The sequence below is a fragment of the Bacillus sp. 1A genome (assembly GCF_052682215.1).
Genome location: NZ_JBQYLZ010000001.1, coordinates 3,913,576 through 3,939,227, shown reverse-complemented (window position 1 = coordinate 3,939,227; position 25,652 = coordinate 3,913,576). Strand labels below are relative to the sequence as shown.

Annotated in this window: 23 protein-coding genes, 1 pseudogene and 1 other annotated feature; of the genes and pseudogenes, 18 read left to right on the top strand and 6 right to left on the bottom strand. The window is 31.7% G+C overall.

Going from position 1 to position 25,652, the window contains the following annotated elements; all coding sequences use genetic code 11:
• Positions 1 to 75 precede the first annotated feature (75 nt).
• Positions 76 to 183, top strand: a complete 108-nt coding sequence (locus tag ACUN0F_RS20115; RefSeq protein ID WP_000120182.1) for a YjcZ family sporulation protein — start codon at positions 76 to 78, stop codon at positions 181 to 183.
• Between the two features lie 92 nt (positions 184 to 275).
• Here the strand turns inward: ACUN0F_RS20115 and ACUN0F_RS20110 are convergent, their stop codons facing one another.
• Together ACUN0F_RS20110 and ACUN0F_RS20105 are read right to left on the bottom strand one after the other, a co-directional pair.
• Positions 276 to 1,544, bottom strand: coding sequence for a sensor histidine kinase (locus tag ACUN0F_RS20110; RefSeq protein ID WP_098047620.1), 1,269 nt, complete (start codon positions 1,542 to 1,544; stop codon positions 276 to 278).
• Positions 1,545 to 1,629: 85 nt separating this feature from the next.
• Positions 1,630 to 2,511 (bottom strand): protein kinase domain-containing protein, encoded by an 882-nt coding sequence (locus ACUN0F_RS20105; protein WP_445540016.1) that lies wholly within the window; start codon positions 2,509 to 2,511, stop codon positions 1,630 to 1,632.
• A 127-nt stretch (positions 2,512 to 2,638) separates the two neighbouring features.
• Between ACUN0F_RS20105 and ACUN0F_RS20100 the strand changes: the two genes are divergently transcribed.
• The 12 genes and pseudogenes from ACUN0F_RS20100 to ACUN0F_RS20045 all read left to right on the top strand — a co-directional run bounded on the left by ACUN0F_RS20100 (position 2,639) and on the right by ACUN0F_RS20045 (position 15,515).
• Positions 2,639 to 3,151, top strand: coding sequence for a GrpB family protein (locus tag ACUN0F_RS20100; protein ID WP_264461507.1), 513 nt, complete (start codon positions 2,639 to 2,641; stop codon positions 3,149 to 3,151).
• A 170-nt stretch (positions 3,152 to 3,321) separates the two neighbouring features.
• Positions 3,322 to 4,311 carry a zinc-binding dehydrogenase gene (locus ACUN0F_RS20095; RefSeq protein WP_098191403.1) on the top strand — a complete coding sequence of 330 codons (990 nt, stop codon included), beginning with the start codon at positions 3,322 to 3,324 and terminating at the stop codon, positions 4,309 to 4,311.
• A gap of 246 nt (positions 4,312 to 4,557) precedes the next feature.
• A complete protein-coding gene (locus tag ACUN0F_RS20090) occupies positions 4,558 to 5,157 on the top strand; it encodes an undecaprenyl-diphosphatase (RefSeq protein WP_445540015.1) in 600 nt (199 codons plus the stop codon).
• Between the two features lie 359 nt (positions 5,158 to 5,516).
• Positions 5,517 to 7,655, top strand: a complete 2,139-nt coding sequence (locus tag ACUN0F_RS20085) for a penicillin-binding protein (RefSeq protein ID WP_445540014.1) — start codon at positions 5,517 to 5,519, stop codon at positions 7,653 to 7,655.
• A gap of 176 nt (positions 7,656 to 7,831) precedes the next feature.
• Positions 7,832 to 8,090, top strand: a binding site (T-box leader).
• Between the two features lie 65 nt (positions 8,091 to 8,155).
• Positions 8,156 to 9,394, top strand: a complete 1,239-nt coding sequence (locus ACUN0F_RS20080) for an MFS transporter (RefSeq protein ID WP_445540013.1) — start codon at positions 8,156 to 8,158, stop codon at positions 9,392 to 9,394.
• A gap of 104 nt (positions 9,395 to 9,498) precedes the next feature.
• The gene (locus ACUN0F_RS20075; protein WP_264461503.1) at positions 9,499 to 10,521 is read left to right on the top strand and encodes a serine hydrolase domain-containing protein; all 1,023 of its coding nucleotides are present in this window, start codon (positions 9,499 to 9,501) and stop codon (positions 10,519 to 10,521) included.
• Positions 10,522 to 10,525: 4 nt separating this feature from the next.
• Entirely contained in the window at positions 10,526 to 11,119 is a 594-nt protein-coding gene (locus ACUN0F_RS20070) for a GNAT family N-acetyltransferase (RefSeq protein ID WP_445540012.1), read from the top strand.
• Between the two features lie 105 nt (positions 11,120 to 11,224).
• Positions 11,225 to 11,878, top strand: a complete 654-nt coding sequence (locus ACUN0F_RS20065) for a VanZ family protein (protein ID WP_264461502.1) — start codon at positions 11,225 to 11,227, stop codon at positions 11,876 to 11,878.
• A gap of 257 nt (positions 11,879 to 12,135) precedes the next feature.
• A complete protein-coding gene (locus ACUN0F_RS20060) occupies positions 12,136 to 12,642 on the top strand; it encodes a DUF3189 family protein (RefSeq protein WP_000576339.1) in 507 nt (168 codons plus the stop codon).
• Positions 12,643 to 12,842: 200 nt separating this feature from the next.
• Entirely contained in the window at positions 12,843 to 13,649 is an 807-nt protein-coding gene (locus ACUN0F_RS20055; protein WP_000831934.1) for a DegV family protein, read from the top strand.
• A gap of 124 nt (positions 13,650 to 13,773) precedes the next feature.
• Positions 13,774 to 14,788 (top strand): annotated as a pseudogene (locus tag ACUN0F_RS20050) (IS1595 family transposase).
• Between the two features lies 1 nt (position 14,789).
• Positions 14,790 to 15,515, top strand: coding sequence for a HEAT repeat domain-containing protein (locus ACUN0F_RS20045; protein ID WP_445540011.1), 726 nt, complete (start codon positions 14,790 to 14,792; stop codon positions 15,513 to 15,515).
• 171 nt (positions 15,516 to 15,686) lie between these two features.
• Here ACUN0F_RS20045 and ACUN0F_RS20040 read toward each other — a convergent pair whose 3' ends face one another.
• Positions 15,687 to 16,259, bottom strand: a complete 573-nt coding sequence (locus ACUN0F_RS20040; protein WP_000684448.1) for a DJ-1/PfpI family protein — start codon at positions 16,257 to 16,259, stop codon at positions 15,687 to 15,689.
• A gap of 583 nt (positions 16,260 to 16,842) precedes the next feature.
• On the opposite strand from ACUN0F_RS20040, the gene ACUN0F_RS20035 reads away from it, so the two are divergent.
• Both ACUN0F_RS20035 and ACUN0F_RS20030 read left to right on the top strand, forming a co-directional pair.
• Positions 16,843 to 18,066, top strand: a complete 1,224-nt coding sequence (locus ACUN0F_RS20035; RefSeq protein WP_046959558.1) for a methyltransferase domain-containing protein — start codon at positions 16,843 to 16,845, stop codon at positions 18,064 to 18,066.
• Positions 18,067 to 18,178: 112 nt separating this feature from the next.
• Positions 18,179 to 19,474 carry an MFS transporter gene (locus ACUN0F_RS20030; protein ID WP_445540010.1) on the top strand — a complete coding sequence of 432 codons (1,296 nt, stop codon included), beginning with the start codon at positions 18,179 to 18,181 and terminating at the stop codon, positions 19,472 to 19,474.
• Between the two features lie 257 nt (positions 19,475 to 19,731).
• Here ACUN0F_RS20030 and ACUN0F_RS20025 read toward each other — a convergent pair whose 3' ends face one another.
• Positions 19,732 to 20,445: a hypothetical protein gene (locus ACUN0F_RS20025; protein WP_095205749.1), complete on the bottom strand. Its 714-nt coding sequence runs from the start codon at positions 20,443 to 20,445 to the stop codon at positions 19,732 to 19,734.
• A gap of 495 nt (positions 20,446 to 20,940) precedes the next feature.
• Between ACUN0F_RS20025 and ACUN0F_RS20020 the strand changes: the two genes are divergently transcribed.
• Positions 20,941 to 21,741, top strand: coding sequence for a GNAT family N-acetyltransferase (locus tag ACUN0F_RS20020; RefSeq protein ID WP_445540009.1), 801 nt, complete (start codon positions 20,941 to 20,943; stop codon positions 21,739 to 21,741).
• A 45-nt stretch (positions 21,742 to 21,786) separates the two neighbouring features.
• Positions 21,787 to 22,650, top strand: coding sequence for a glycerophosphodiester phosphodiesterase (locus ACUN0F_RS20015; RefSeq protein ID WP_445540008.1), 864 nt, complete (start codon positions 21,787 to 21,789; stop codon positions 22,648 to 22,650).
• A 271-nt stretch (positions 22,651 to 22,921) separates the two neighbouring features.
• On the opposite strand, the gene ACUN0F_RS20010 is transcribed toward ACUN0F_RS20015, so the two are convergent.
• A complete protein-coding gene (locus tag ACUN0F_RS20010) occupies positions 22,922 to 23,383 on the bottom strand; it encodes a DUF2306 domain-containing protein (protein WP_046954028.1) in 462 nt (153 codons plus the stop codon).
• A gap of 174 nt (positions 23,384 to 23,557) precedes the next feature.
• Here ACUN0F_RS20010 and ACUN0F_RS20005 point away from each other — a divergent pair, with 174 nt between their 5' ends.
• Positions 23,558 to 24,088, top strand: coding sequence for a DUF4269 domain-containing protein (locus tag ACUN0F_RS20005; protein ID WP_060486812.1), 531 nt, complete (start codon positions 23,558 to 23,560; stop codon positions 24,086 to 24,088).
• A gap of 45 nt (positions 24,089 to 24,133) precedes the next feature.
• Here the strand turns inward: ACUN0F_RS20005 and norG are convergent, their stop codons facing one another.
• Positions 24,134 to 25,567 (bottom strand): efflux pump transcription regulator NorG, encoded by a 1,434-nt coding sequence (norG, locus tag ACUN0F_RS20000; RefSeq protein WP_046954030.1) that lies wholly within the window; start codon positions 25,565 to 25,567, stop codon positions 24,134 to 24,136.
• Positions 25,568 to 25,652 lie beyond the last annotated feature (85 nt).

Sequence of the window (25,652 nt, the reverse complement as noted above, 5' to 3'; positions counted from 1 at the left end):
TTACATAATGTATAATACGAACCAGTTAAAATGATCAACTACCTATTAGTTTTCAAACCAAAAGGAGGAGAAAATATGAGTTACGGTGGTTCTTGTGGTTTTGGTGGAGGTTTCGCGTTATTAGTTGTGTTATTTATTTTATTAATTATCGTTGGATGCAGCTGCTGGGGCGGAGGGTACTAATTTCTAATTAGTCTCCACAAATGTAAACTTAAAAAACATAGAAGATACTTATGTATCGAAACAAATAAAAAAGGAGCAATTATGCTCCTTTTTTATTTGTTTTCAGATGAGTTCATATTACATCTCGGCAATGTAATTGTCAAAGTTGTACCTTTATTAATAACGCTTCGGATTTTCAAACTACCTTGCATCGTTTCAATGATCTTAACAGCAACCATTGTACCTAAACCTGTACCTTTTGTTTTTGTACTAAAATATGGTTCACCAAATCGATTTACTTGCTCTTGTGACATACCAATTCCGCTATCCTCAATTCGAATAATAACTTTATTATTACTAATAGATGAGGAGATATGTAAAGTACCACCATTAGGCATTGCTTCAATCCCATTTTTTATTAAGTTTAAAAAACATTGTTGAAAGTGCTGTTTATTGCCTACAATTGTTGCTGTGGAAAAATCTTTTGTAATATGTATTGTATTCATATTGCATAATGGTAAGATCATATTAATAACTCGGTTCAACTCTTGTTCTACTGAAATATGATCTGATTTTTCTGAAGCAGGTTTGGCAAACGTTAAATAATCATCAATAATTCCTTGTGCACGATGTAACTCTTCAAGTATATGTTCAATATACTCATCTCTTGATTCTGGAGTTAAATTAGGTGTTTTTAAAAGTTGAGTAAATCCTTTTACGACAGTTAAGGGGTTTCTTACTTCGTGCGATATACTAGCAGCAAGTTGGCTAACAATCTCCATTTTTTCCATTTTAATCATCTTCGATCGCATACATACTGCATCTTTTAAAACTTCATTAAAATAAATGCCAAACAACATCAAAATGGTTGGTAATATTATGAAATAAATGATGTACAAATTATTTACTTCAAAATCTGATAAAGTTAATACAATTACAGTTGTAAATATTGCTAGAAAAAATGTTAAAAACATTCCATAAGCTACTTTAATTTTTCTATTATACTTATTAAATTTTGCGGATGCGAATGCTGTAACGATAAACATTGTTCCATAAACGAGTATTGTTAACATACTAAATCCATAAAATGAAAATCTTGTAATTAATAAAATAGCAAACAAAATGATACCAACAGGGAAGCCACCATAAAGTGTGCCTATTATAACTGGTATTTGTCTTAAATCATGAATACAATTTTCATCCATATAGATTGGATAGCGCATACATAAAATAAGAGGGATACTCGTACAAAGGATAATAAGTAATTTTTTATATTTCTTTAAATAGCGTCCGCTATCATATATAAAATAAAAAATAAATATACTACTTAAAATGTAAAGAAGATTATTTAATACGTTTTGATTAATATAAACAAAGTTCATAATATTTTCCTCGTTATTTTGAATTTCCATTTTATATGTATTATACATGATTATAGTAGAAACTTTATGTTTTTAATAATATAGGTTATATCTTTTCAGCATTTGCCACGTTAATCCACTCTTCATAAAATACTTTAACTGATTCATATCGTTCAGCTCGGCTTTCATTTACAGCACGATACGCTATTTCATATAAATTCCTACTTGCTTCCCATTTTGTAAAGGAACGATCTATTCCACCTCCTAAAATTTCGAAAGCCATCGCCCCCATATTAAATACATTTGTTCTTGCATCAATCATAGCGTTTAGCTCAAATTCTTCAGGAGACATAAAACGAGAGGAACCCCATAATCTTCCCATTTTATTCACGTATGGTTTTTTAGAATATAAATCAATATCACAAATCTTCGTCTCATTTGTATGGAAATTATATAAAATACTACCGTCATAAAAATCTATTGCTACATAGTTTTCCTTTTCGACATATGTATGGAAAGAAAACATAGAATTTAAGGATTGAATTCGCTCCAAAACAGATAAATGCTTATATTTATAATAAGGAGAGTTTGGATTTTTATATTTCTCAGGAGGCGGGAAACTCCAATGTGAATGAAGACATTCGCCATCAAACCAATCAAAAATTAAGACATATCCAGATTGAACGGGAAAATGTTCAATTAATTGTATAAGTGACTCATGCTTTAATTCTTCATATAAGGAAACTGAATTTTTTAATCTATCAATTGCATCGCTGGTCTTTCCGTTATATGCAATTGTATGTGCCCCTGCATATTTAATAAATTTCTTATGACCATCTTTTTCTACACCAAAAGATAGATTTCCTGAATCTTGCTGGTCAAAAACCGCAAATACGGTTCCTAATTTCATAAGCCAATCAAAATTATGATGTTCTTTTAATTGGAATGTTACTTGATTTAATTGAATTTCAACTGGAATATCTTTCATAATATACCTCACATTTATTATAATTAAGTTGTATATTTCAGTATTCGACATATTTTGTAAAAATCCTATGTTAATTACATGAAATTTTATAAATATAATAATAAACACTTATAAGAGGGTGAACAATATGGAACAACAAATCGTTATTAAACCATATCAAAAAGATTGGTATGAAGAGTATGTAATAGAAAAAGAGAAATTTATTTCATTATTGGGAGGAGAATGTATTGCTATTGAACACATAGGGAGCACATCTGTACAAGGATTAGGAGCGAAACCTCTAATTGATATGATGATTGGTGTAACTGATTTGAAAATTACGGAAAAGTGGATTGAAGCGTTATTAAAAATTGGATATGAGTATGTTCCAAAAGAAACACCTAATCGACGTTTTTTTAGAAAGGGAAAATGGAGAGCTGGTACCCATCATTTGCATGTTTATATTTATAATAGTGACGAATGGAAAAACAATCTTTTATTTCGAGACTTTCTAATAAAACATGAATGGGCACGTAAAGAATATAGAGAATTAAAAGAGAAACTTGCAACTACATATCCTTTTGATCGTGTTTCATATACAAAGGAAAAAGCACCGTTTATTCAAAGAATTTTAGAATTGGCCAAAACTCAAAAAAACTAAAATTACAGATTCTTATCTAAAAAATTTTAAAAACCTTTCCTACGTTATTTATAGGGAGGGATTTTTTCTTTTGTCATAACGATATACATTATTTCTAATTATTGGAGACGGATTATTTTATTTATTTCGATATTTCTAGTACATTGAAAATATTAAGGGGGAATTAAACAATGAAAGCTATTGTACATCAATATAAAAAAGGGGTAGAAGGATTAGAATATAAATTTTTACCTGAAACAAATCTTAATGCCGGTGAAGTAAAAGTAAAGTTAAAAGCTGCAGGATTAAATCATAGGGATTTATTTATTATATACAATAGAAAAGAAATGGAGCTGCCGTTAGTAATAGGGTCAGATGGTTCAGGAATTGTTACAGAGATCGGAGAAGGTGTTTCAAATAATTTATTAAATAGCGAGGTTATTATCAATCCTAGCATTGGATGGGAAAATATTACCGAAGTACCAGATTTACCAGAGGTGTTAGGTGGACCGAAAGATGGAACGTTTGCTGAATTTGTTATTGTGCCAGCTGAAAATGTAGTGGCAAAACCGTCATATCTTACTTGGGATGAGGCTGGAGTTTTATCTTTATCGGCATTAACAGCATATAGAGCGCTTTTTACAAAGGGTAAATTGAAGTGTGGAGAACATGTTTTAATTCCGGGAATAGGCGGCGGTGTAGCGACATTTGCCATGTTATTTGCGAAAGCAATTGGCGCAAAAGTAAGTGTTACATCAAGGGTAGAGAACAAAAGACAGTTTGCCGAAACATATGGCGCAGACTTTTCTTTTAATAGTTCTGGAAATTGGGAAGAGAGTTTACGCGGAGAGAAAGTAGATTTAATAATCGATAGTATAGGTCCAGCAACATTCTTACAATATTTTGATGTATTAAAACCAAATGGGAGAATTGTTAATTTTGGTGCAAGCTCAGGAGATAAAATTGAATTGCCATTACGTGCATTATTTTATAACCAAATCGATATTATGGGGACATCTATGGGTAGCCGTGAGGAATTTAATGAAATGGTTAAGTTTATTGAGAAACATAAAATTAAACCAATTATTGATAAAGTATATTCGTTAGAAGAAGCCATTGGGGCATTAAGTCGTATGGAACAAGGAGAACAATTTGGTAATATCGCACTTCGTATGTATTAAAAATACGATTTCGCAACTACTATATTTAAGTAACAATGTTATGTATTCTACATATGAAAAGTATGTAATTCGTATTGTTTTAAAGGTTTTTCAGCTTTATACATAATTAGCCGTAATAATTAGTCTCAATATTGTCAAATGAGTAATAATAAAATGAGAATTAGATGAGAAAAGTTTAAGCCCATTTTCATATTGATGTTGTATACTGTGTAAATCAAGAATGCTTTTATTTAAGGAGAGAGTATTATGAATTACACAGTATTTCAATGGTTTAATAGTTTTGCTGAATCGTCCAAACTATTAGATACGCTAATGGTTGCTATTACAAATAGCGCTGCATATGTAGCCATTCTATTTATGTTTATCTTATGGTTTAATAATGGAAAAAAAGTCAATGCCATTAAAAAACAATACACAGTGTTATATACGACACTTTCAGTCATTATCGCATTACTAGTAAATGTTGTGATACATGCGGTATATTACCACCCACGTCCGTTTGTATCACATAATGTACATCAATTAGTACCACATGCAGCAGACTCATCATTTGTTAGTGATCACTCTGTACTTGTATTTTCCATCGCATTTGTATTTTTACTTAGAGGAGAAAAACTTAAATATGTCGCTCTTATTTGGGCAGTATTAGTTGGTGTATCACGTATGTACGTAGGAGTTCATTATCCTCTAGATATACTTGGTGCAGCTTTCTTAACATTTATTATGAGCAGTTTAGTAGTGCAAAGTACACGTATGTTTGAACCGATAGCGAAATTTGTATTTAAAATGTACGCATTGGTAGCGAAACGAATTCCTTTTTTAGCGAAATATAATCATATAGCTTAATTTTTATAAATAACTATTTATAGGTTTGTTAAAAAGTTCTCCTTTGGAAATCCAGAAGGGAACTTTTTTATTATGCACAAGATAAGGGTATGCGTATGAAAAGAGTGGCGAAAGAACAACGGAATTAGCATCAAAAGTTCCTATTAAATTTGTATAAGTTAACTATCTTATGACGGAATATTCGTAAATTTCACGCACCGTACTGTAAATAGAAAAATAAAAGCAGAAACAACAGCTACTTTCAGAACGATTTAAAGGAATTAAAAGGAAAAGTTCGAAACATATAGTATTGAAAGCAAAAATTACATAATTTGTAGCACACCTCTGTAGTAGTTAATTGTGAAAGAAAGGGGATAAATATGCATAAACTTCAAACGAATAAAGGCGCGCGGTATTTTATGGTTGCTTTTATTGTTTTGTTTCTTATTATGCTTTTGCGTTTTTTCTATATTCAAGCAGTAGGGGTCGTCCATAATGTAGATGTAAAGGACCTTGCAACTGAACAACATAATAAAAAGGGTGTTTTGGAAGCAAATCGTGGCACGATTTATGATCAAGCTGGAAAAGTGCTAGTCCAAGATTCCACAACATATCGTGTTGTTGTGAATTTAAAAGGAACAAATAAAGTGAAAAATAAAGATGAAACCGCAGAGCGATTAGCTGATGCGCTTGAAATTGATAAAGAGGACGTATTAAAAAATTTTCATGATGGACGCACGCAAGTTGAAATTGGAAAAGTTGGTCGGAATTTATCTAGGGAAGTGAAGGAAAAAATAAAACAATTAAAAATCCCGGGTGTATCCTTTATGTCAGAGAAAGCAAGAGTATATCCAAATGAAGATTTTGCATCTTATATTCTTGGTTTTGCTAGACCTGACGATAAAGGAAATACAGAAGGGAAATTCGGACTTGAAAAGAGTCTGGATAAATATTTGCGCTCGACAAATGGGAAAATAGAATATGTGGGAGCACGAAAAGGCATCCCCCTTACAAATGATATAGGAAAAATAGAACCCGCTAAAAATGGAAATAACGTGTACCTTACGCTTGATAAACAAATTAATAGTTTTTTAGAAGAAGCGATGAATAAGGCACAAGATCACTATGATCCTTCTATGTTAGTAGGAATCATAGCGGATCCAAAGACAGGGAAAGTTTTAGCGATGTCTAGTAAACCAAGTTTTAATCCTAATAAAGGCGATATTGAATACTTTTTAAATGACCCAATCGCAAATGCATTTGAACCAGGTTCAACTATGAAAGTATTTACGTTAGCTGCTGCAATTAATGAAGGTGTATATAACGGGAAGGGATATTTCCAATCTGGAAAATATTCAGTTGGTTCATCTGATATAAAAGATCATAACGGTGGATTTGGATGGGGATCTATTACATTTGATGAAGGGTTTGAAAGATCATCCAACGTAGCTTTTTCTATTTTAGAAGATCAGTTATTGAAACCGGATAAATTTAAGCAATATATGAATAAATTTGGATTCAACCAAAAAACCGGAATAGATTTACCTGGCGAAAGTACAAACACATTATTATTAAATACACAAATTCAACAAGTCACAACTTCTTTCGGACAAGGTTCTACAGTAACTCCCATTCAATTAATCCAAGCAGCTACTGCTATAGCAAATGACGGAAAAATGATGCAACCATATATTGTTGACAAAGTTGTAAATCCAACTAACAAACAAGTTATTATGGAAAATCAACCGAAAGAAATTGGGAATCCGATAAAAAAAGAGACAGCGGACGAGGTAAGGAATTTAATGGAGCGTGTTATTACGTCTTCAAAAGGTACTGGTACAATGTATAAAGTGGATGGTTATCCAATAGGAGGTAAGACCGGAACAGCGCAAATTCCGAATCCTGAAAATGGACGATATATGGAAGGGAAAGAAAATTATATTTTTTCATTTTTAGGTATGGCTCCGATTGATGACCCAGAGTTAATTGTATACTTAGCTATTAAACAGCCAAAGTTAAAGGGAGACGAGTATGGGGCTCAGCCGCTTGCTGAAATATTTAAACCAGTTGTGAAAAATAGCCTTGAATATTTAAAGGTGAAACCATATACAGAAAAACAAATGGCAGATGCAACGGAACGATCCCAATTAAAAGTACAAAACTATGTTAATCAATCAATGGATACAGTAGAGAATAGTGTGAAAAAAGAGAAGCTCCAACCGATAATTTTAGGCGAAGGAAAAATAATAAAACAATATCCGCAATCTGGTGAAGTAATGAGTGAAGGGGATCGTATATTTTTATTAGGGAAGAACGCAAAAATGCCAAATTTACAAGGTTGGTCAATGCGTGATGTTATGTATTTCTCAAAATTATTAAAATTAGATTTAAAAACTACAGGTACGGGCTATGTAACGAGTCAGAGTATTGAAAAGGGACAAGATATACAAGAAGGCGATGCATTAATCCTAGAATTGGAACCACCGTTACAACCGTTAGCAGAGGCGAATACAAACTAATTCGGATAAAGTGAAGGGTCTATATACAATAGGCTCTTTTTTTATAGATTTAAGTAATTTCACGCACCGTAATTTTTTGAAAAAATAATAAATAAGAGAATCAACAGTGACATCTCGGTAAATATCTGATTATTTTATATTTACAGTTAAATAAAATTGTGATAATATGGAAAAAATCAAATGCAGTGAAGAGAAGAGTAAATAAAATGAATTTTTCACAGAGAGCTCCATTTAGCTGAAAAGGAGTAAAAATTCTTTATTGAACCAAGCCTCTGAGCAGCACATCGGAACCTTTTATTAGGGGATAGTGTGACGGGAGCTCCCGTTATAGAGCTATGGTATAAGCATGAATTAGAATGCAGTACCTGATAAGGTTAATATGGCGACATATTAACAAACTAGGGTGGCACCGCGATGATAAATCTCGTCCCTAAGACTAAAAGTCTTGGGGGTGGGATTTTTTTATTGTTTCAAAACAATTTGGAAAGCGGGGGCCTAAAATGAAAAACTTACTTAAAGATTGGAAATATCCATTATTACTACTATCTGGAGTTGGTATTGCGAATTTAGGGGCATGGATTTACTTAATAGCACTAAATGTACTTGTCTATAATATGGGGGGATCAGCCTTAGCTGTTGCTACTTTATATGTAATTAAACCATTAGCCGCTTTATTTACAAACGCATGGTCAGGAAGTATGATTGATCGTTTAAATAAACGGAAGTTAATGATTCACCTCGATATATATCGTGCGGTATTTATCGCTATTTTACCTTTACTTCCATCACTTTGGATTGTTTATGTATTCGTATTCTTTATCAGTATGGCCAGTGCAATTTATGAGCCAACTGCTATGACATATATGACGAAATTAATACCAGTAGAGAAAAGACAACGTTTCAACTCATTACGTAGTTTAATAGGATCTGGTGCATCATTAATTGGTCCAGCGATAGCGGGAGTATTGTTAATAGCAAGTACACCGGAGTTTGCTATATATATAAACGCTATAGCATTTCTCTTATCAGGAGTAATTACATTGCTGTTACCTAATCTTGATAAAAAATCCGATATTACTACGTCAAATGATAGGTTATCTTTAGCTGTACTAAAAAAAGATTGGAACATCGTTTTAAATTTCAGTAAAAAATCTTTATATATCGTTTTTGTGTATTTCTTATTTCAAGGGATGATGGTTTTAGTTGCCGCAACTGATTCACTTGAATTGTCATTTGCGAAAGAAGTTTTATTGTTAACAGATAGTGAATATGGCTTTTTAGTTAGTATTGCTGGAGCCGGGTTTATTTTAGGAGCTATAACAAATACAATTTTATCCAAAAAAATAGCGCCTTCATTTTTAATTGGAATAGGATCATTATTCATAGCAATCGGTTATTTAATTTATGCTTTTTCAAATGAATTTTTAATAGCTGCTATTGGATTCTTTATTTTATCTTTCTCTATGGCGTATGCAAACACAGGATTTTATACCTTTTATCAAAATAATGTCCCTGTCCATATGATGGGACGGATTGGGAGTATATATGGGCTTGTGATTGCGGGCATCACCATTTTAATTACGATTTTGTTCGGAGTTGCAACTCAATTTATTTCTATACAACTTGTGGTTATTGTAGGCTCATTGATAATGCTGCTTATAACTATCATATTGTGTGTATTTACTTTATTGCCCTCACATTCTAAAGTGCATTCCTCTGAGTCAATCAATTCAAAATAGTAATCTTGGTTTTGATTTACGGTATTCAATAGGAGGGTTTACCCTCCTATATATGGAAATATAAGAAGGGTGAACAATATTGATAAACGAGGGTGGTTTTTGTAATGAAAACAAAAGATCAAATAGACAGCATTGTAAAAGAAATGCATCAGCATATAGATTTCTCTGGTGTAATTTTAGTAAAAGAAGAAAAAGGCTTAGTCTATGAAGAGGCGTTTGGTTACGCAAATCGCAATGAATGTATAAATAATACGCTACAAACAAGGTTCGGAATTGCCTCCGGTTGTAAAATATTCACTGCTACCGGTATCTGTCAACTTGTTGAGAAGGGGATAATTACTTTTCAAACAAAGTTAAAAGATTGTTTACATATAAACTTTCCAAACTTCAATGAAGATATTACAATACATCACCTTTTGACGCATAGTTCGGGTATTCCAGATTATTTTGATGAAGGTATTATGGATAACTTCGAAGATCTTTGGGAACAAACTCCTATGTATCTATTAAAAAATTTAAAAGACTTCTTACCATTATTCCAAAACAGAAATATGATGTTTGCACCTGGAAGTAAGTTTCACTACAACAATGCAGGTTTTATCATACTGGGATTAATAATCGAAGAACAGACAGGATTTGAATTTACGGAATATATAGAAAAAAACATATTCAATCCAATTGGTATGAATGATTCTGGCTATTTTTCTTTAGATAGTTTACCAAGACACACAGCTTTAGGATATATAAAAGACGAAATTAACCAAAATTGGAGAACAAACGCCTACTCTATACCAATAAAAGGTGGTTCTGATGGTGGTGCTTTTATTACTGCGCCAGACATGCTGAAATTCTGGGAAGCGTTATTTAACTATGAAATCATAAGCCGAGAATATACAAACATGCTTTTAACTCCTCATATTCAAGTAAATAATAATCAGTCTTACGGCTATGGAATATGGATTGAAACAAGAGAAAACAAGATATTCAAATATCATGTAATGGGATATGATCCAGGAGTCAGTTTTCGCTCAGCCGTATATCCAGGCTTAGGAATTACATTAGTTATTCCATCAAATAAAGGAGCAGGACCCGAAAAATTAATGACAGAAATAGAAGGAGCTTTTTAATTATATGGATATAGAAATTAGAGCGTATAGAAAAGAGGATGAAACTGGTTGGGTACGTTGTCGTGTGTTGTCTTTTTTAGATACAGCATATTACGATAATGTATTTAGAGAGAAAGAAAAATATGAAAATACTGCTATTGAATTAGTAGCAGTATATGAAAATCAAATTGTGGGTTTAATAGATATCGAATATGAATTAGAAGAACGTGCAGTTTGTTCAAGAGGAACTGGTCTTGGCGGCATGATTTGGCATATTGCAGTTCATCCGGATTTTCGTAGAATGAAGATTGCTAATCAACTATTAAATGCGGCAGAAAAGTTAGCGAAAGAACTTAACCTAAATCGATTGGAAGCGTGGACTAGGGACAATTTATGGGTTCACGAATGGTATGAAAAGAACGGATTTGTAAACGTAGATTCATATTTACATGTATATTCCGATCATACAGACGAGATAAAAGGTGTAATGAAAAGTAATATTGATCAGTTATATCCAGTTCAAACATTTGCTCATTATACAGGTGAAAATAAAGAAGAGATAAGAAAACAATTTAAACGAGTTCACGATTGTTTTTGTTTTGAAAAGTATTTTAACTAGAAAGCATTTATTTTATAAATAAATGTTTTCTAGAATGAAATATAATTCTATACAAGTGAATTTAATAACATTATATTTATATCTAAAGATTTATAAAATATCACTATGAAGGGATGTGTTAACAGTTTGTATATGATCAATGGTAGTGTGTTTATCATAGTAGGGGTTATCTGTTATTTGATTGTACGAAGTATTTTTATTGGAATGAAAAGTAAAAAAGGTGTGAATTGGTGGAAAGAACTAATTAGTTTTCTATTCGTAATATATATTGGTATGGTTGTTGCAATAACTTTATTTCCTATACCAATCGGTTTTCCAACGGGCATCGAGAATATAAGACTTTCAATCAATATTGTCCCCTTTGCTTCAATTATTAAAGATATTGGTAAAATAGGAATTGCTTATGATGGTGATGTTCTATTTATGATTGGTCTCATCGTAAGAAATGTAGGTGGAAATATTTTATTATTAATGCCTTTAGGATTTTTAGCACCAATTATATGGGATAAATTCAAAAAAATTAAAAACACTATTTTATTAGGTTTAGCTATATCAATTAGTATTGAATTATTACAACTAACAGAGTCTTTATTTAGTGGATGGGGACGTATTACTGATATTGATGATGTGATTTTTAACGTTATAGGTTCTATTGTAGGATATTTTATTTATAAAATCACTTTAATGCTAGCTAGTAAATTTAATATTCAAGTATTAAATAAGACTAATTCTAAAGGTGTAGAATCTATTGATAATTGACAGTTCATACGGGTTAATAGATATGTTTGTTTTGAATAAAGATGCTAACAGATGTACGAGTCAAAAGTACGTCTGTATATTTTTATTAATAATGCTTACGATTATTACATTATGTACCGTAATAAATAGACGATAGTATAACCGAAAAATATATAATGAATTAATAAAAAAATTGTAAATACATTCATCCTTTGTTTATCAATGCTGTGAACGGTAATACTAAATAACATTGAACTTTTACAACAAGGGATGATAATATGATATTCATTTATACAGATTTTGGTGGAACACATTCAACTTCACTTGCTGCAGCTTATCATTTAAATAAATTACCAACGGATCGTAAGTTAACGAAAGAAGAAATTTTGAATGTAGATTACTTTAATAAATTGAAAACAGAGGATATGGGCAAAATCATTTTTCATGGAATAGACGAAAATGGTAATCCGGTTTATACAATTGGATGTGGTGCATCAAAAGTCGTTGTACCTGCGATGAAACATTTAGGAGAGATTTTGCAAAAACATTATCAAAGTCATGAAAAGATTATTTTTTCTAATACATCACCAACAGTGCCTTTACCAATGACTTTCGGTGGTCTGTTTTCTAGAAGATTTCACATCGACTTCATCGGCGTACCGTTACTCGTATGGGGAGCGAAACTTTGCTGTGATAACGTACAAAGACTTGTTAGTTATACGAAAGAAGCTGGTCGATTGACAAATGATTATGTTGTAATTTTAGATAATGAAACCTTTAAATAATGTATAAAAAGAAGAAAATCGGGCAAATACTTCGGTTTTCTTCTTTTTTTCGTGAAAATGACAAAGAATATTCACATTTAATATCCATCTACTATAGCCAAAACAATAAAGTCCTGTTACTATTACAGGGATATTCTCTTTTCGTAACATAAATATATAGAAAAGTCAGAAAAGAGGAATTGAATTAAGGGAGGAACAACATGAAGCGTGTTGCTTGGATTACTGATAGTACAACTGCGAGTTTTACAACAGAAGGAGATAACTTTGTTATCCCAATTGAAGTTATTATTGATGGTGTGTCGTACAAAGATTGTGAAGATGGTGTGCGTGAGCGCGTCTATAATGCGTTAAACGAAGGTAAAACTGTCACTACGTCACAACCTAACATAGGGGAAATGGTAGAGTTATTTTCGAAATGCAAAGAAGAATATGAAGAGGGATTTGCAGTTGCTATTAGCGGAAAAGTAAGTGGAACTTATCAAAATATGAAGTTAGCTGCAGACATGGCAGGTTTCCCATTAACGGTATTGGATAGTGAAACAACAAGTTATCCAATGGATGAACTAATTAGAAAAGCGAAATCGTTATACAATGATGGTATGACGTTACAAGATATACACAAAACATTAGTAGATGAAAAAAGAAGACCTTTCCACGTATTCCCGAAAAGTTTAAAAGGCCTTTACGCAAGTGGACGTGTAAAGGGAGTTCAATTTTTACTTGGAAGTTTATTAAGTGTCAACTTAATATTAGAAGTAAAAGGTGGAGAGCTTTTACTTGAAAAGAAAGTTCGTAAAATCCAAAAATGTCGAGAATACATTAAAAATGAACTCGAAAAAGAATTACCAAAAGTACTTCATATGTTCCATGCTAACGATAAAGATGGAGCTGAAGAATGGATTTCCGATATTAGAAAAGCATTCCCTGAAATGGACTTTAAACTATATCCATTACCAATTTCATTTGCGGTTCATGCAGGTGAAGGCACAATAGCAATTAGTTATTAAGAGGAAAACCCGTGAATGATTCACGGTTTTTTATTTGGCTATGTTAAATAACTCTGTTGATATTTGATTAAACCAAACTAACGTTCTATAATAAATGAAAGAACATTAGTTTGGAGGGCTTTAAATGATGTTAAGGGAATTAATAGCAGAGATAAAAAAATTAAATTCAGCAGAACAACATAGATTAAAAGAATTTTTTAGCAGTTCACTTGCGTCATTTTCAGCAAGTGAACCTGTATTTCAAGAAGTAACTGAACGAAAAAATAAAGATGGCTATACTTGTGTGCGTTGTGGCTCTAAACAAGTTGTGCGTTTCGGTAAGTATATGGTAAAACTCGGTCTTAAGGAGATTGAACGCCAACGATACCGCTGTAAAGATTGCCGAAAAACTTTTACAGATGTAACCTCGACACCCCTTTACCGTACTCATAAGCCTGATAAATGGTTGGATTTTATTAAATGTATGTTGGGCTATTCTCTTCGTAAATCAGCAGACCTTATTGGCGAAATTCATTATGTTACTTTGTTCTATTGGAGACACAAAGTATTGTCCGCCCTAAAACAAATGGATTTCAACGCATTTTCAGGGATTGTAGAGATGGATGAAACATATTTTTTGTACTCTGAAAAGGGGAAAAGAAACATTGAAGGTCGTAAACCTCGAAAACGTGGGGGTTCTTCAAAGTTTCGGGGCATTAGTCACGAACAAATTTGTGTTTTAATCGCAAAAGACCGCCAAAAAGCAACGTTTTCAGGTGTACTTGGTAGAGGTCGAATTGTGAAAACTCAATTAGATAAGGCTATCGGTTCTAAGTTATCATTAGGTAATACCCTATGTACCGATGCTTGGAGGGCTTTTTCTACGTATGCAAAAAGCAAAGGATTGGAGCATTACCGTTTTAAGTCAGATGGAACAGAACGAGTAAAAGGGCTTTATCATATCCAAAATGTAAATAACTATCACAGCCGTCTAAAAGGTTGGATGCAACGATTTAATGGCGTGGCTACAAAATACCTCGACCATTATTTGAGTTGGTTTCAATTCTTAGATATTGTTAAACACCAAAGTGACAATGTATCTATTAGCAAAATGATTGTCGAAAACATCACTTTATACCGATTGTTATGAGGGGGAATAAAATGAAAAGTTCTGATTCTCAGTTAAAAAGTCGTGGGAAGATTACAAGCAAAGATTTACAACAATATAGCAATCATACACAAATTGAACTATTTGAAATGCTTAAATCCAAAGAAGCATTTAAAAGAACTATCGCTGTGAATATATTATCAGAGAAATATGATTTGACCGATGACTTGATTCGTTTGTTTCTTCATACTCTTAAACAAGAGAAAAAACTCTATACAAAGATTGAATTATGTGACGCACTTTCAAAAGGCAATGTCCAGTCTGCAAAGATTATGGTCGAATATTTAGGACAGATAGGCAATAATCAACATATAGTATTACCTACTAATGGTTTCAATAAGAAAAGTTATCCTCTACCGAGGGATATTATTGCTCGAACTTTAGCTCATATGAAAGAAGAGATTATACCAGTTTTAATGGATGTACTAAAGACAAATAACATTCCTGCAATTAGGGAAGCTATTGATGCAATAGGTTTCATTTGTTTCTATAACAAAATACATTCTAATACTCAAATTATTGATGCACTTATTCTGTGTTTAGGGAACAATTTCAACGATAACATTATCCGATGGAAATTGGTCAGAGCATTTGAAAGTTTTAACGACATCAATGTCATTAAAACTCTTATGGAAATAGAACAAAACGATAGTCAATTGGTTATAAGAAATGAAGCCAAGAGGTCACTGGAAATTATTAATAACCGTACTAATAGTTAAAAATGACTTATCAAGAGAATAAGTAATTTTTTATCGTAAATATCAACATTATAATTTAACAAAGCCTTTTATTTAATTAAATTGAAATTGGAGGCATATCACGTCGCCATCAAGCAAAAAGGCTCATTTTATCGTTTTGAGGAGCAACCAATCCCTCAACTTGATTTGAAATTAAAAATATAAACCTTTGCCTACTGGCTGAACAGTTTCTAGAACAGTATCGACCATTTCTTCATTGATTAGGGTTCTTATAATCCAGGCTGAGAGATCTTGAGCAGCAAAACAGCCTGCAGCAGTCGAGATATTTCCTTCGTTTACGAAACTTTGTTCAATAACGTCTACATCAAATTCTTTAAGCTGTTCTACTACGGACGGATATGTAGTGGCTTTCTTACCTGTTAGTAATTTTTTAGCTCCTAGTAGTAATGAACCAGAACACATAGATCCTATTAATTGTCTTTGAGGATCTACATGAATGCTATTAAGATACTCTTGATTTTTATATAAATTTTGTACACCCTTACCACTTGCAAATATTACAGCGTCAGCAGACGGAATATCAGATATGCTTCCTGTCATGGGAATACGTAAGCCAGACATGGATATATGAGTTTTTCCCGTTCCTAATAGTTGAACGTTCCAATCAGAAATACCGCCAACTAAACGTACACGATTTAATAAATCCCATGGTAGAAAAACATCTATATCAGTAAAGTTATCAAAACAGACTATTGCAATTTTCATTTTCTAATCCACCCCTTACTGTTGTTACCAGTGCCAATTAACTTTTCTAATAAAGCAATTGCTTTAACATTTGATTCTAATTCCATAAGTATGTCCCCTTATTTACAAGATAAACTTCTCCTGTTTATGTTCTATATTAAGTTATAAATCCCTGTATATTCCATGCATTTGAAAGAGGTGTTAGCAATTTTTTAACTCACCCAAACATATAAATCAATTAAATCTTCTGCTTAGTTTCTACCGATTCGTTCTACAAAATCAACATTTTAGCAATAACTTCGTAAGGTATTTGGAAATGAGAATCTTTAACTTTCTCGAGCAAGTTGGTGTAATTCATCACATACAGAAATAGAAATAAAAGTGTCATCAGAATAGTAGTTCTGCTCCACTGGTTAAATAAAGGAGAGGTGATAATATCCGTTTACATGTATATTTTATTAAATAAAAGATTATACACTTACAAAATATGTGGCATTGAAATATCCTATACATACCTTTAATTCTGTTGTATAGAGAGATAAAAGGATTTTTAAAGATAAAAATAGAAATCTATATAAAAATATATACAAATGGTAGGGATGTTATGAAAATTGGTAAGTTTGGAGAAGTAAATAACATAAGTATTGATACAATTAGACATTATATGGATCTCGGCCTCATTATTCCTGAAAGAAAGGGATCGCATTATTTTTTTGATGAGTATTGTCAAACAGATTTAGAACTTATATTACATTACAAAGAGCTAGGTTTTAGCTTGAATGAAATTAAAGAACTATTTTTTTATAAAAATTTAGCGAAATCTATGAATTACGAAAATGATACTTTTTACCAATCTTTATTTAAATTGAAATATGACAAGATAGAACAGGAAATAGAGCTTTTGGGGAAGAGGCGGGATAAATTAAAGGAAGTGTTACAAGATTTATTATTAACAAATGAAACTTCAAATTCAATTATTGGGATAGATTTAAGCGTACTTCATTTACTTACATGTTCTAATTGTAGCAAAAAACTAATTCTTCAAGATGGAATTATTACTAACAATCAAATTACTGAGGGGAAGCTAATTTGTAATTGTGGTGAAGAATATATTATTACTTCAGGAATTATAACTGCGGGTAAATCATTTAAAGTAAATGAGCAAACGTCACTTGAAGATACTATTTCGGATTATATTCATGAAACTGATAATGCCTATTTGGAAAATATGCATAGGGAAGGGGAATGGGCGAAAAAGAAACTAATACATTTAAATTTAAATAACAAATTAATACTGGATTTAGGATCGGGACTTGGATTCTTTTTGAGAAACATTTATGAAGAACTGCCCGAAGATTGCCTATACATTGCAGTGGATCGAGATTTAAATAAACTTTTATTTTTAAAAGATGTATTAGCGAGAAGAAATCCGAAAAGAAACATTCTCTTTATCTGTGCTGATTTTTTGAATATCCCTATTCAGAATCAGTCAGTTGATATTGTAATTGATCATTCTGGTACGAGCAATTATAGTTTTGAGCATGAGGATTTTTTACTTCGCGAATTAAATCCACTTTTTAAAACGGATTGTTATTTAGTAAGTTTATTTATTTTATTTAAAAATTTCAGCTCAAATAGCCAAATTACAAATAACTTTCGAGAAAATTTTACACTTTCAAAAGTAACGAAAGAAATCCAAAATCTACACTTTCAATCCATCGATGAAAGTACTTCAAATTATTTGAAACGAGGAGGAAAGTACGAGGATTTCTTTGTTCAAGGAGAAGAAATTTATACATATTCATTTTTCGGAAAAAGATGGGGTTAACCCCATCTTTTATTTATTTTCCCTGAAAACTTTTCAAATAGTACATATTGTTATTGGGTTGACCCAAGAACTTACAATGTACGTAACACAAAATTAGGCAGGGGGAAAAGTGATGGGAAGTTTACGATTACATATAGAAAATAAAAAAAGAAACCAAGAACTAAGAAATATTTGTTTATATTCAATTGCAAAAACAGTATCAATATTCGGTAGCTCTATGTATAGTTTCGCGCTAGGATTATATGTTTTACAAATAACTGGATCTGCGTTAAATTTCGCGATTACGCTCATATTAGGAACGATTCCAATAATTGTTTTGAATCCCTTTGCTGGTGTAATTGCTGATAAGGTTGATAAAAAGAAACTAGTTGTTTGTATGGATTTACTAAGTGGATGCTTATTAATAGCTGTTTATATAGTAAGCAGCTATTATGGATTAAACTTATTCATCATTTATACTACAACCTTTCTTATGACAGTGTTTACAACCTTTTTTGGAATAGGATTAGAATCTGCAAAACCAAATATCGTCTCTAAAGAGAGGCTTATGAGTATTAATTCTATAAGTAAAATTATCGATTCTGTATCTTTAATTCTCGGCCCTATGTTAGGGGGCATCGTTTTTTCAATATTTAATATTAAGACTTTTATAGTTATAAATGGTATTTCTTTTATTCTTTCAGGGATAGCATTACTATTTATTCATTTTAGACTGTTCGAGTACAACATAAATGAGGGAAATTCAAAAAGAGGAGTTCATTTTATTAAAGATATAAAAGAGGGGTTTTCTTACTTACTTGAAAAGGAAAGCTTAAAGAATACGTTTCATATTTTAATTTCGTTTAATTTCTTCTTAGGCTTTGCTGTAAATGTTCCATTGCCATACATTATTAACACAGTACTCAATCTTGGTTCTAAGCAATTTGGTATCATTCAAGGGACTTTTCCAGTAGGGATGATAATTGGTGCAATTGTAGTAAAAAAGATAACTGATCGTTTTTCTTACTCTTATCTTTTGAAAAAACTAAGTTCTATGTTGTCAGTTTTTATGATTATTTTAGGAATTCCAGTTTTATTCAAAAGTTTTGAAGTGAATGATTTAGTATTCGTTATTACGTATTGTGTTGTTATGATCTTTTTAGGGTTTATTATAGCGCTAATTGATATTCCTTTAATTTATTTCATGCAAAATGAGATTCCCGATGAATACAGGGGAAGGGTTCTCAGCATTGGATTAAGTATAGGTAAAATAATGCTCCCTATAGCAATGGCACTATCCGGTCTATTATTAAATTATATCCCAGCGTACACCATTCCAATTGTAGGGGGATTCTTATATTTAATAGTAATTAAAGTTTCATCAAATCGTTTCATGTTAGAGGTTCATTCGAAAGATTATAGTGCTTAGTAGATTCTTAGATTATTTATAGAATGGATACTGCTACCTCTTTCAAGCTAAGAAAAGCAAATACTATAAAACGAAATTTATAGTTTGTTAATTCCTATAGGCCTATTCTTATATTCCGCAATCTGATGATTACTTACAGAATAAGTACGGTGAACACTTTACAGTGTATAAACAGAAAACAAAAAAACTAATACCGTTTATTTGGTAAATCAGTTTCATAAATTATAAAAAGCGCAGGATCATCATCCTGCGCTTTTCTATCGTAATTCAGCTGTTTTTCTAATAACAATCTTATCAATATCATCTTCTTCATCACCATTAAATAACCCGCGTTCTTTTAAATACGCCTCAAAATATAAATCTGCTTCTGCACGTTCATCATATGGTTTTACAGATAGAACGAAACCTAATTTGTTTTGTTCCTCTAAATGAGAAGTGGAGATGTAGGCCGGTACATTGTGGCGTAAAAAGAGTTCTTTAACCGGAATAATCATATCTTTCATTAATTTCGTTAACATACCCATTTCAAACTCGAAATTAAAGCGATCTATGCTACATAAATCAGCGAATACTACACCGATAAAACCTGTATTAAATACTTCTTGATATTCTACATCTTCGTCATTACCGTAAAAATTCTTTTCGATTAAATAATTTATAAAGTAAGCAACACCGTCACTTTGTTCAAATGGTTTCGTTGAAAGAACAAAGCCGATTTTCTTTTGTTTATGTAAATACACACATGACATGTATGCTGAAATGTTATGTTCTTTAAATAGAGAACTTGTTGCCCCAGAGAGGCCATCAAGTACGTGATGAACAATTTGAAGTTTTTTACGAGCGAAATAATAGGATTTCTTTTGTAACTCCAATGTATCAATAAAGACAGAGCCGATAAAGCCTGTATTTGAAATGATAGGTGTTTGCTTTTTTCTTCCTCTGCGCTTTGCTTGAGCCATTGTAAAAATCATCCCTTCATGTACAATTAAAATAAAAAGAACGTTTGTTCGTATATTTATATTTTACTATTAAAACGCTCTAAAGTAAAGGGTTTTTGATGAAAAAATAACAAAAAAGACACCTATAAAAGGTGCCTTAAACGCTGTAGGGAAGAGGGTTCATCCCAACTATTTATATTATGATACAGAAACGATCTCTTCTGCATCTTCTACATCTAAATGACAGTCCATAGTACGAACATCTTGATCTTCATGACTTCCGAAATAAATAGTAATTTTCATATGTATCGCTCCTTTATTCTAGGAATACCTAAAATAATTACTAGTAATGTTACTATTTATTATATACCACTTTTTTCATTCCGACAACGTTATATCATTTTTAATTCTTTTAGGGCAAAAAGAGTAATGTATAGAGATATTTTTATAGAAATAGATACATTTCTTATGTGTTATATTTAATACTGAAGAATTCGAAAACGAATTTTTATGAAAGGAGCAAAATGAATGAATTATAAACAGTTACTAATAGATAACTTCACATATAAAACCTCATATATTGCACGGCAGTTACATGGAATGAATGTAAAAGAAATGAAGGATTACATTGCTGTCGACTGTGGTTTACCGGCAGATACATTTAATATCATTACTATACTAAACAATAATTTAACGGAAGGTATTGAGAAACTATATAAAGTGGTAAACAACTATAATCAAAAGAAATTTCCAATGAGTGTTTGGTTTTGGGATGATAGGCATGAGCAGACTATAAAAAGCGAATTAATAAAACTTGGCTTAAAAGAAGCAGAACAAAATATCGCGATGATAGCAGACTTAAAAACAATTCATCCAACAATAAACATGCCAGAAGGTTTTACGATACAAAAAGCATCTTCGTCAGGACACATCAAAAAGTTTGGAGAAACGTTAGCTAATCTTTTTGGTACATCTGAGGAAGGTACACATGTACAAGCATTCTATAATGAAACTGCTTCTTTCGATTTATGGAATAGTAAACAAATGAAACTGTACTTAGGATTTTATAAAGAAGAAGTCGTATCGGTTGGTTCATTAGTATGTACAAAAGATAGTATTGGTATTTATGATATAGCAACTAAAGAAGAAATGAGAGGGCGAGGATTTGGCTCCACTATGTTTAATTACTTGCTGCAAGAAGCAAAAGAATTAAAAGTTGCTCAATGCGTATTACAAGCTTCACCTGATGGCATTAATATTTATAAAAAGGCTGGTTTTCAATCTGTAGGACAAATGACTGTATTTGAAAATAGACGTTTAATTGAATAAATTATTCAATCTAAATTGCTTTCATGTAGGAGTTAATACATCATTATGAAAAAAATATATATCGTTACAATCATTTTCACCTTTATAGTAATAGTCACTTTTGCTTTTCATAAAGTAAATGAACTTAAGTACACAAAAGCTATTAATCAATCAAATCATATAAAAAACATTGCACATAGAGGAGCTTCTGCGTATGCGCCGGAACATACAATACAAGCTTATAAACTAGGACAACAATTAAAAGGAGATTATATAGAAATTGATCTTCAAATGACAAAAGATGGACATTTAGTAGCTATGCATGATGAAACAGTAAACCGCACTACAAACGGTACTGGTCTAGTTAAGGAACATACATTAGAAGAAATAAAGCAATTAAATGCAGAATCTTTGTTTAATGAAAAGCATCCACCTGGAGCAAAGAAAGAATTTGAAAATGCGAACGTTCCAACACTAGAAGAAATTATTGAAACGTTTGGGCATAACGCAAAATATTATATTGAAACAAAATCACCAGATGAATATCCTAGTATGGAAGAAAAGTTAATAGAAATTATAAAGCACTACGGAATAAATGATAAAGTTATTATTCAATCATTTAGTGAAGCGAGTCTGCAAAAAATTCATAGTTTAGATGTTCATATACCTCTAGTACAATTGCTACCTTACAAAAAGGCAGTTCAATTAACTGAATTAGAGATAAAAAAGTATAAAACATACTGTATCGGTATTGGGATGAACTATAAATATATTGATTCAGCTTATGTAAAGAGAATAAAGAAACACGGATTAGAAGTTCATCCATTTACTGTAGATAATGAAACAGATATGAAAAAGTTAATTTTATGGGGAGTTGACGGGATGTTTACGAATTACCCGGATCGTTTACATTCGTTATTACAATCTTGAATTATAATGGTGTAATTATCACTGAATCAATACAACAAGTACCCACAAGTAAACAAAGATAGTTTGTGGTCCAAATGGTAACATCATTGAATACATAGAGCCGATATTGAAATGAAATCCGAAAAAGAATCCAATATTTTTATTGGATTCTTTTTATTTAGCTCTAAGTGACGAACTTAAAGCAATATGAATTTGAATTTGTTAATAAAATATTACATTGAGTATGATTTTTTGTAATTACCATTAGAAAGTAACGAAATTGTAATGAATTTTAACTACGCTTTTTATATTTTTTTGATACACTGGCTACGAGAGGAATACCGATTAATGTAGGTAAAAACCAAAACCATATAGGCGGTAATAAATTAATTATGGGAATATGAATACCGACGTTTACTAAAAGTGCGGTAACGGCACCAATATAAGAACCTAACATACCTCTAATATGGTGATGGAGCCAATTTTTCCAACGTTTTTTTCGTGCGAGGTATCCATATATCGCAAATGAATAAGAGAAAATTGCTACATAAAATAAATATGCGATTTTATCCCAGTTTATAATGGATAATATAATTGCAGTAACGGTAATAACAACATAGGATGCATGATATATTTCACCCCATTCCGTATGTTTTCCTTTCTTCTTTTGAGCAACCATCGCTACAATACCGGTGATTAAGCATATTGTTCCAAATAATATGTGGATGGTTAAAAGAATGTGAAAAATGCTCATAATAATTCCTCCTTCTTTATTTTTATAGTATTGCAGTATAGGAGGAAAGTTGAAACATATTGTTTATTCGCCTTAATATATTGAAGTAAAGGTACTTCTAGAACAAGTTTAAACGGACAAATTTTTCTTGAATTTAGTGAGACACGTATTACGTGAAATGAAGGAGAGACTTCCATGTTTACATCTATTACATATTTACAATCAGGGAATGAGAAGCAACAAAAAGTGTATGATGTTTTGAATAAACTTAACATTATGGAGGATTTAATTTTGTATAGTCCGGTTCTTTGCGGGACAATTCCTATTAGAATTGATACTCTTCAATCTGACTTAGATATAGTAATGGAAGTACATAACTTTGATGTTTTTGAACAGGAAATGAGATCTTTATACGGTTCTTATAAAGGATTCAAAATAAAAAAGAAAAAAATTAAAACTACAGAATCGATAAAGGTAAATTTTGAATTTGAAGGTTTTAAATTTGAATTATTTGCTCAGCCTAAGCCAGTACGTAACCAAAATGCATATAGACATATGATAGTAGAGCACATGCTATTAATACAGCATCCCCATATAAGGGAAGAAATTCTTCGCTTAAAAGAGAACGGTTTAAAAACAGAACCTGCTTTTGCTCAAGTATTAAATATTGACGGAGATCCTTATGACGAACTTATTTTATTGGGACAGGAAATGAGATTGTGGTAAATATGATATACAAAAACTCCTCTTTTATTTATAGAGGAGTTTTTGTTATGCCATCAGTTTACGGATTAATTCACTCAACAATTTAATTCCGCTAGTCATTTGCTCTGGAGAAGCATATCCATATGATAAACGAATGTACCGATCTGATTCTTCTTCATATATACGTCCTGGGTTTAAAAGAATTCCTTTTGATAGCGCCTCTGAAAATAATTTCTTCATCGGAATGCTAGGTACAATCTTTAGCCATATAAATAATCCACCACTAGGAATATCCCACGATGCAACATCTGCGCAGTACTTATTTAAAGCTCGTATCATGAATTGTCTTCGTTCTTTTAATTGAATTCTTACGTTTGCAACATGTTCTTCATAAAAACCCTTATTTATCCATTCAGCAGCAACTCTTTGAGATAAAGAGCTCGATCCATAGTCTGTTTGCATTTTTATATCTGACAATCTATCAATGACTGGTTCGGGTCCAATGATCCATCCAATTCTAAGTCCTGGGCTAAGTGTTTTAGAAAGACTACCAACATATAATACATGTCCGTGTTTATCTATCGACTTTAAAGGAGCTGGAGGTGGTTCATCAATCCATAACTCTCGGTAAATATCATCTTCAATTATAGGTAACTGTTCCTTTTCACATATTTTTATTATTTCTTTTCTTCGTTCTTGAGACATTAATGCCCCTGTTGGGTTTTGAAAACTAGGGATAGAATATAAAATGTTTTTCTTTTGACTGTATTTAATGCGTTTTAATAATTCGTTAGGTAAAATACCGTGATGATCCATACATATACCAGATAGATTTATATTTGCTGATTGAAATACATGAAGTGAATATAAGTAAGAAGGTTGTTCAAGTAAAACGGTTGATTCTCTATGCAAAAGACCAATTGATATTAATTGGAGTGCTTGTAATGCACCAGAGACGATTAATATAGAACTGGCTGAAGTATGTATTCCGAATGATTTTACGTATTTACTAATTGCTTCACGTAACGGCAAAAAACCTTTTTGTTCTTCGTATCCAAAATAATCTATTTCGTCACTTACGCTTTTCATAATGGACTGCATAGTTTCTAGCGGGAAAAGTTGAGGCGCAAGTTCACCTTTACTAAGATGGATAAGTTTTTTATTTGCTTCTGCTTCATTGATTTCTCTTACCATTAACTTGCTAGGTTTGTGAATACCAGCTTTTACATAGTCACTCCAATCAGGCGGGGGATTCGTCGCTAATAATGACCATGTATTATTTGTTACAATTGTTCCTGCTCCAATTTTCCCTTGAATCAATCCATCTGCCATAAGTTCATCTAGCGCAGTTATTACAGTACTTCGATTTACATGAAATAATTTGGCTAACTGCCGTTGACTAGGAATCTTACTTCCAATAGGCCATTCTCCGTTTTCAATTTTTTCTTTCATATAGTCTACTATCTGCCGATACTTAGGCAGTTTTTTATTAGTTGTCATAAAAAAACTCCCTCGTTCACTTTATAAATACCAAGTGGTTGGTTTTTACGATAAATAACTGGTTGAAGACATTGTAACAACTATT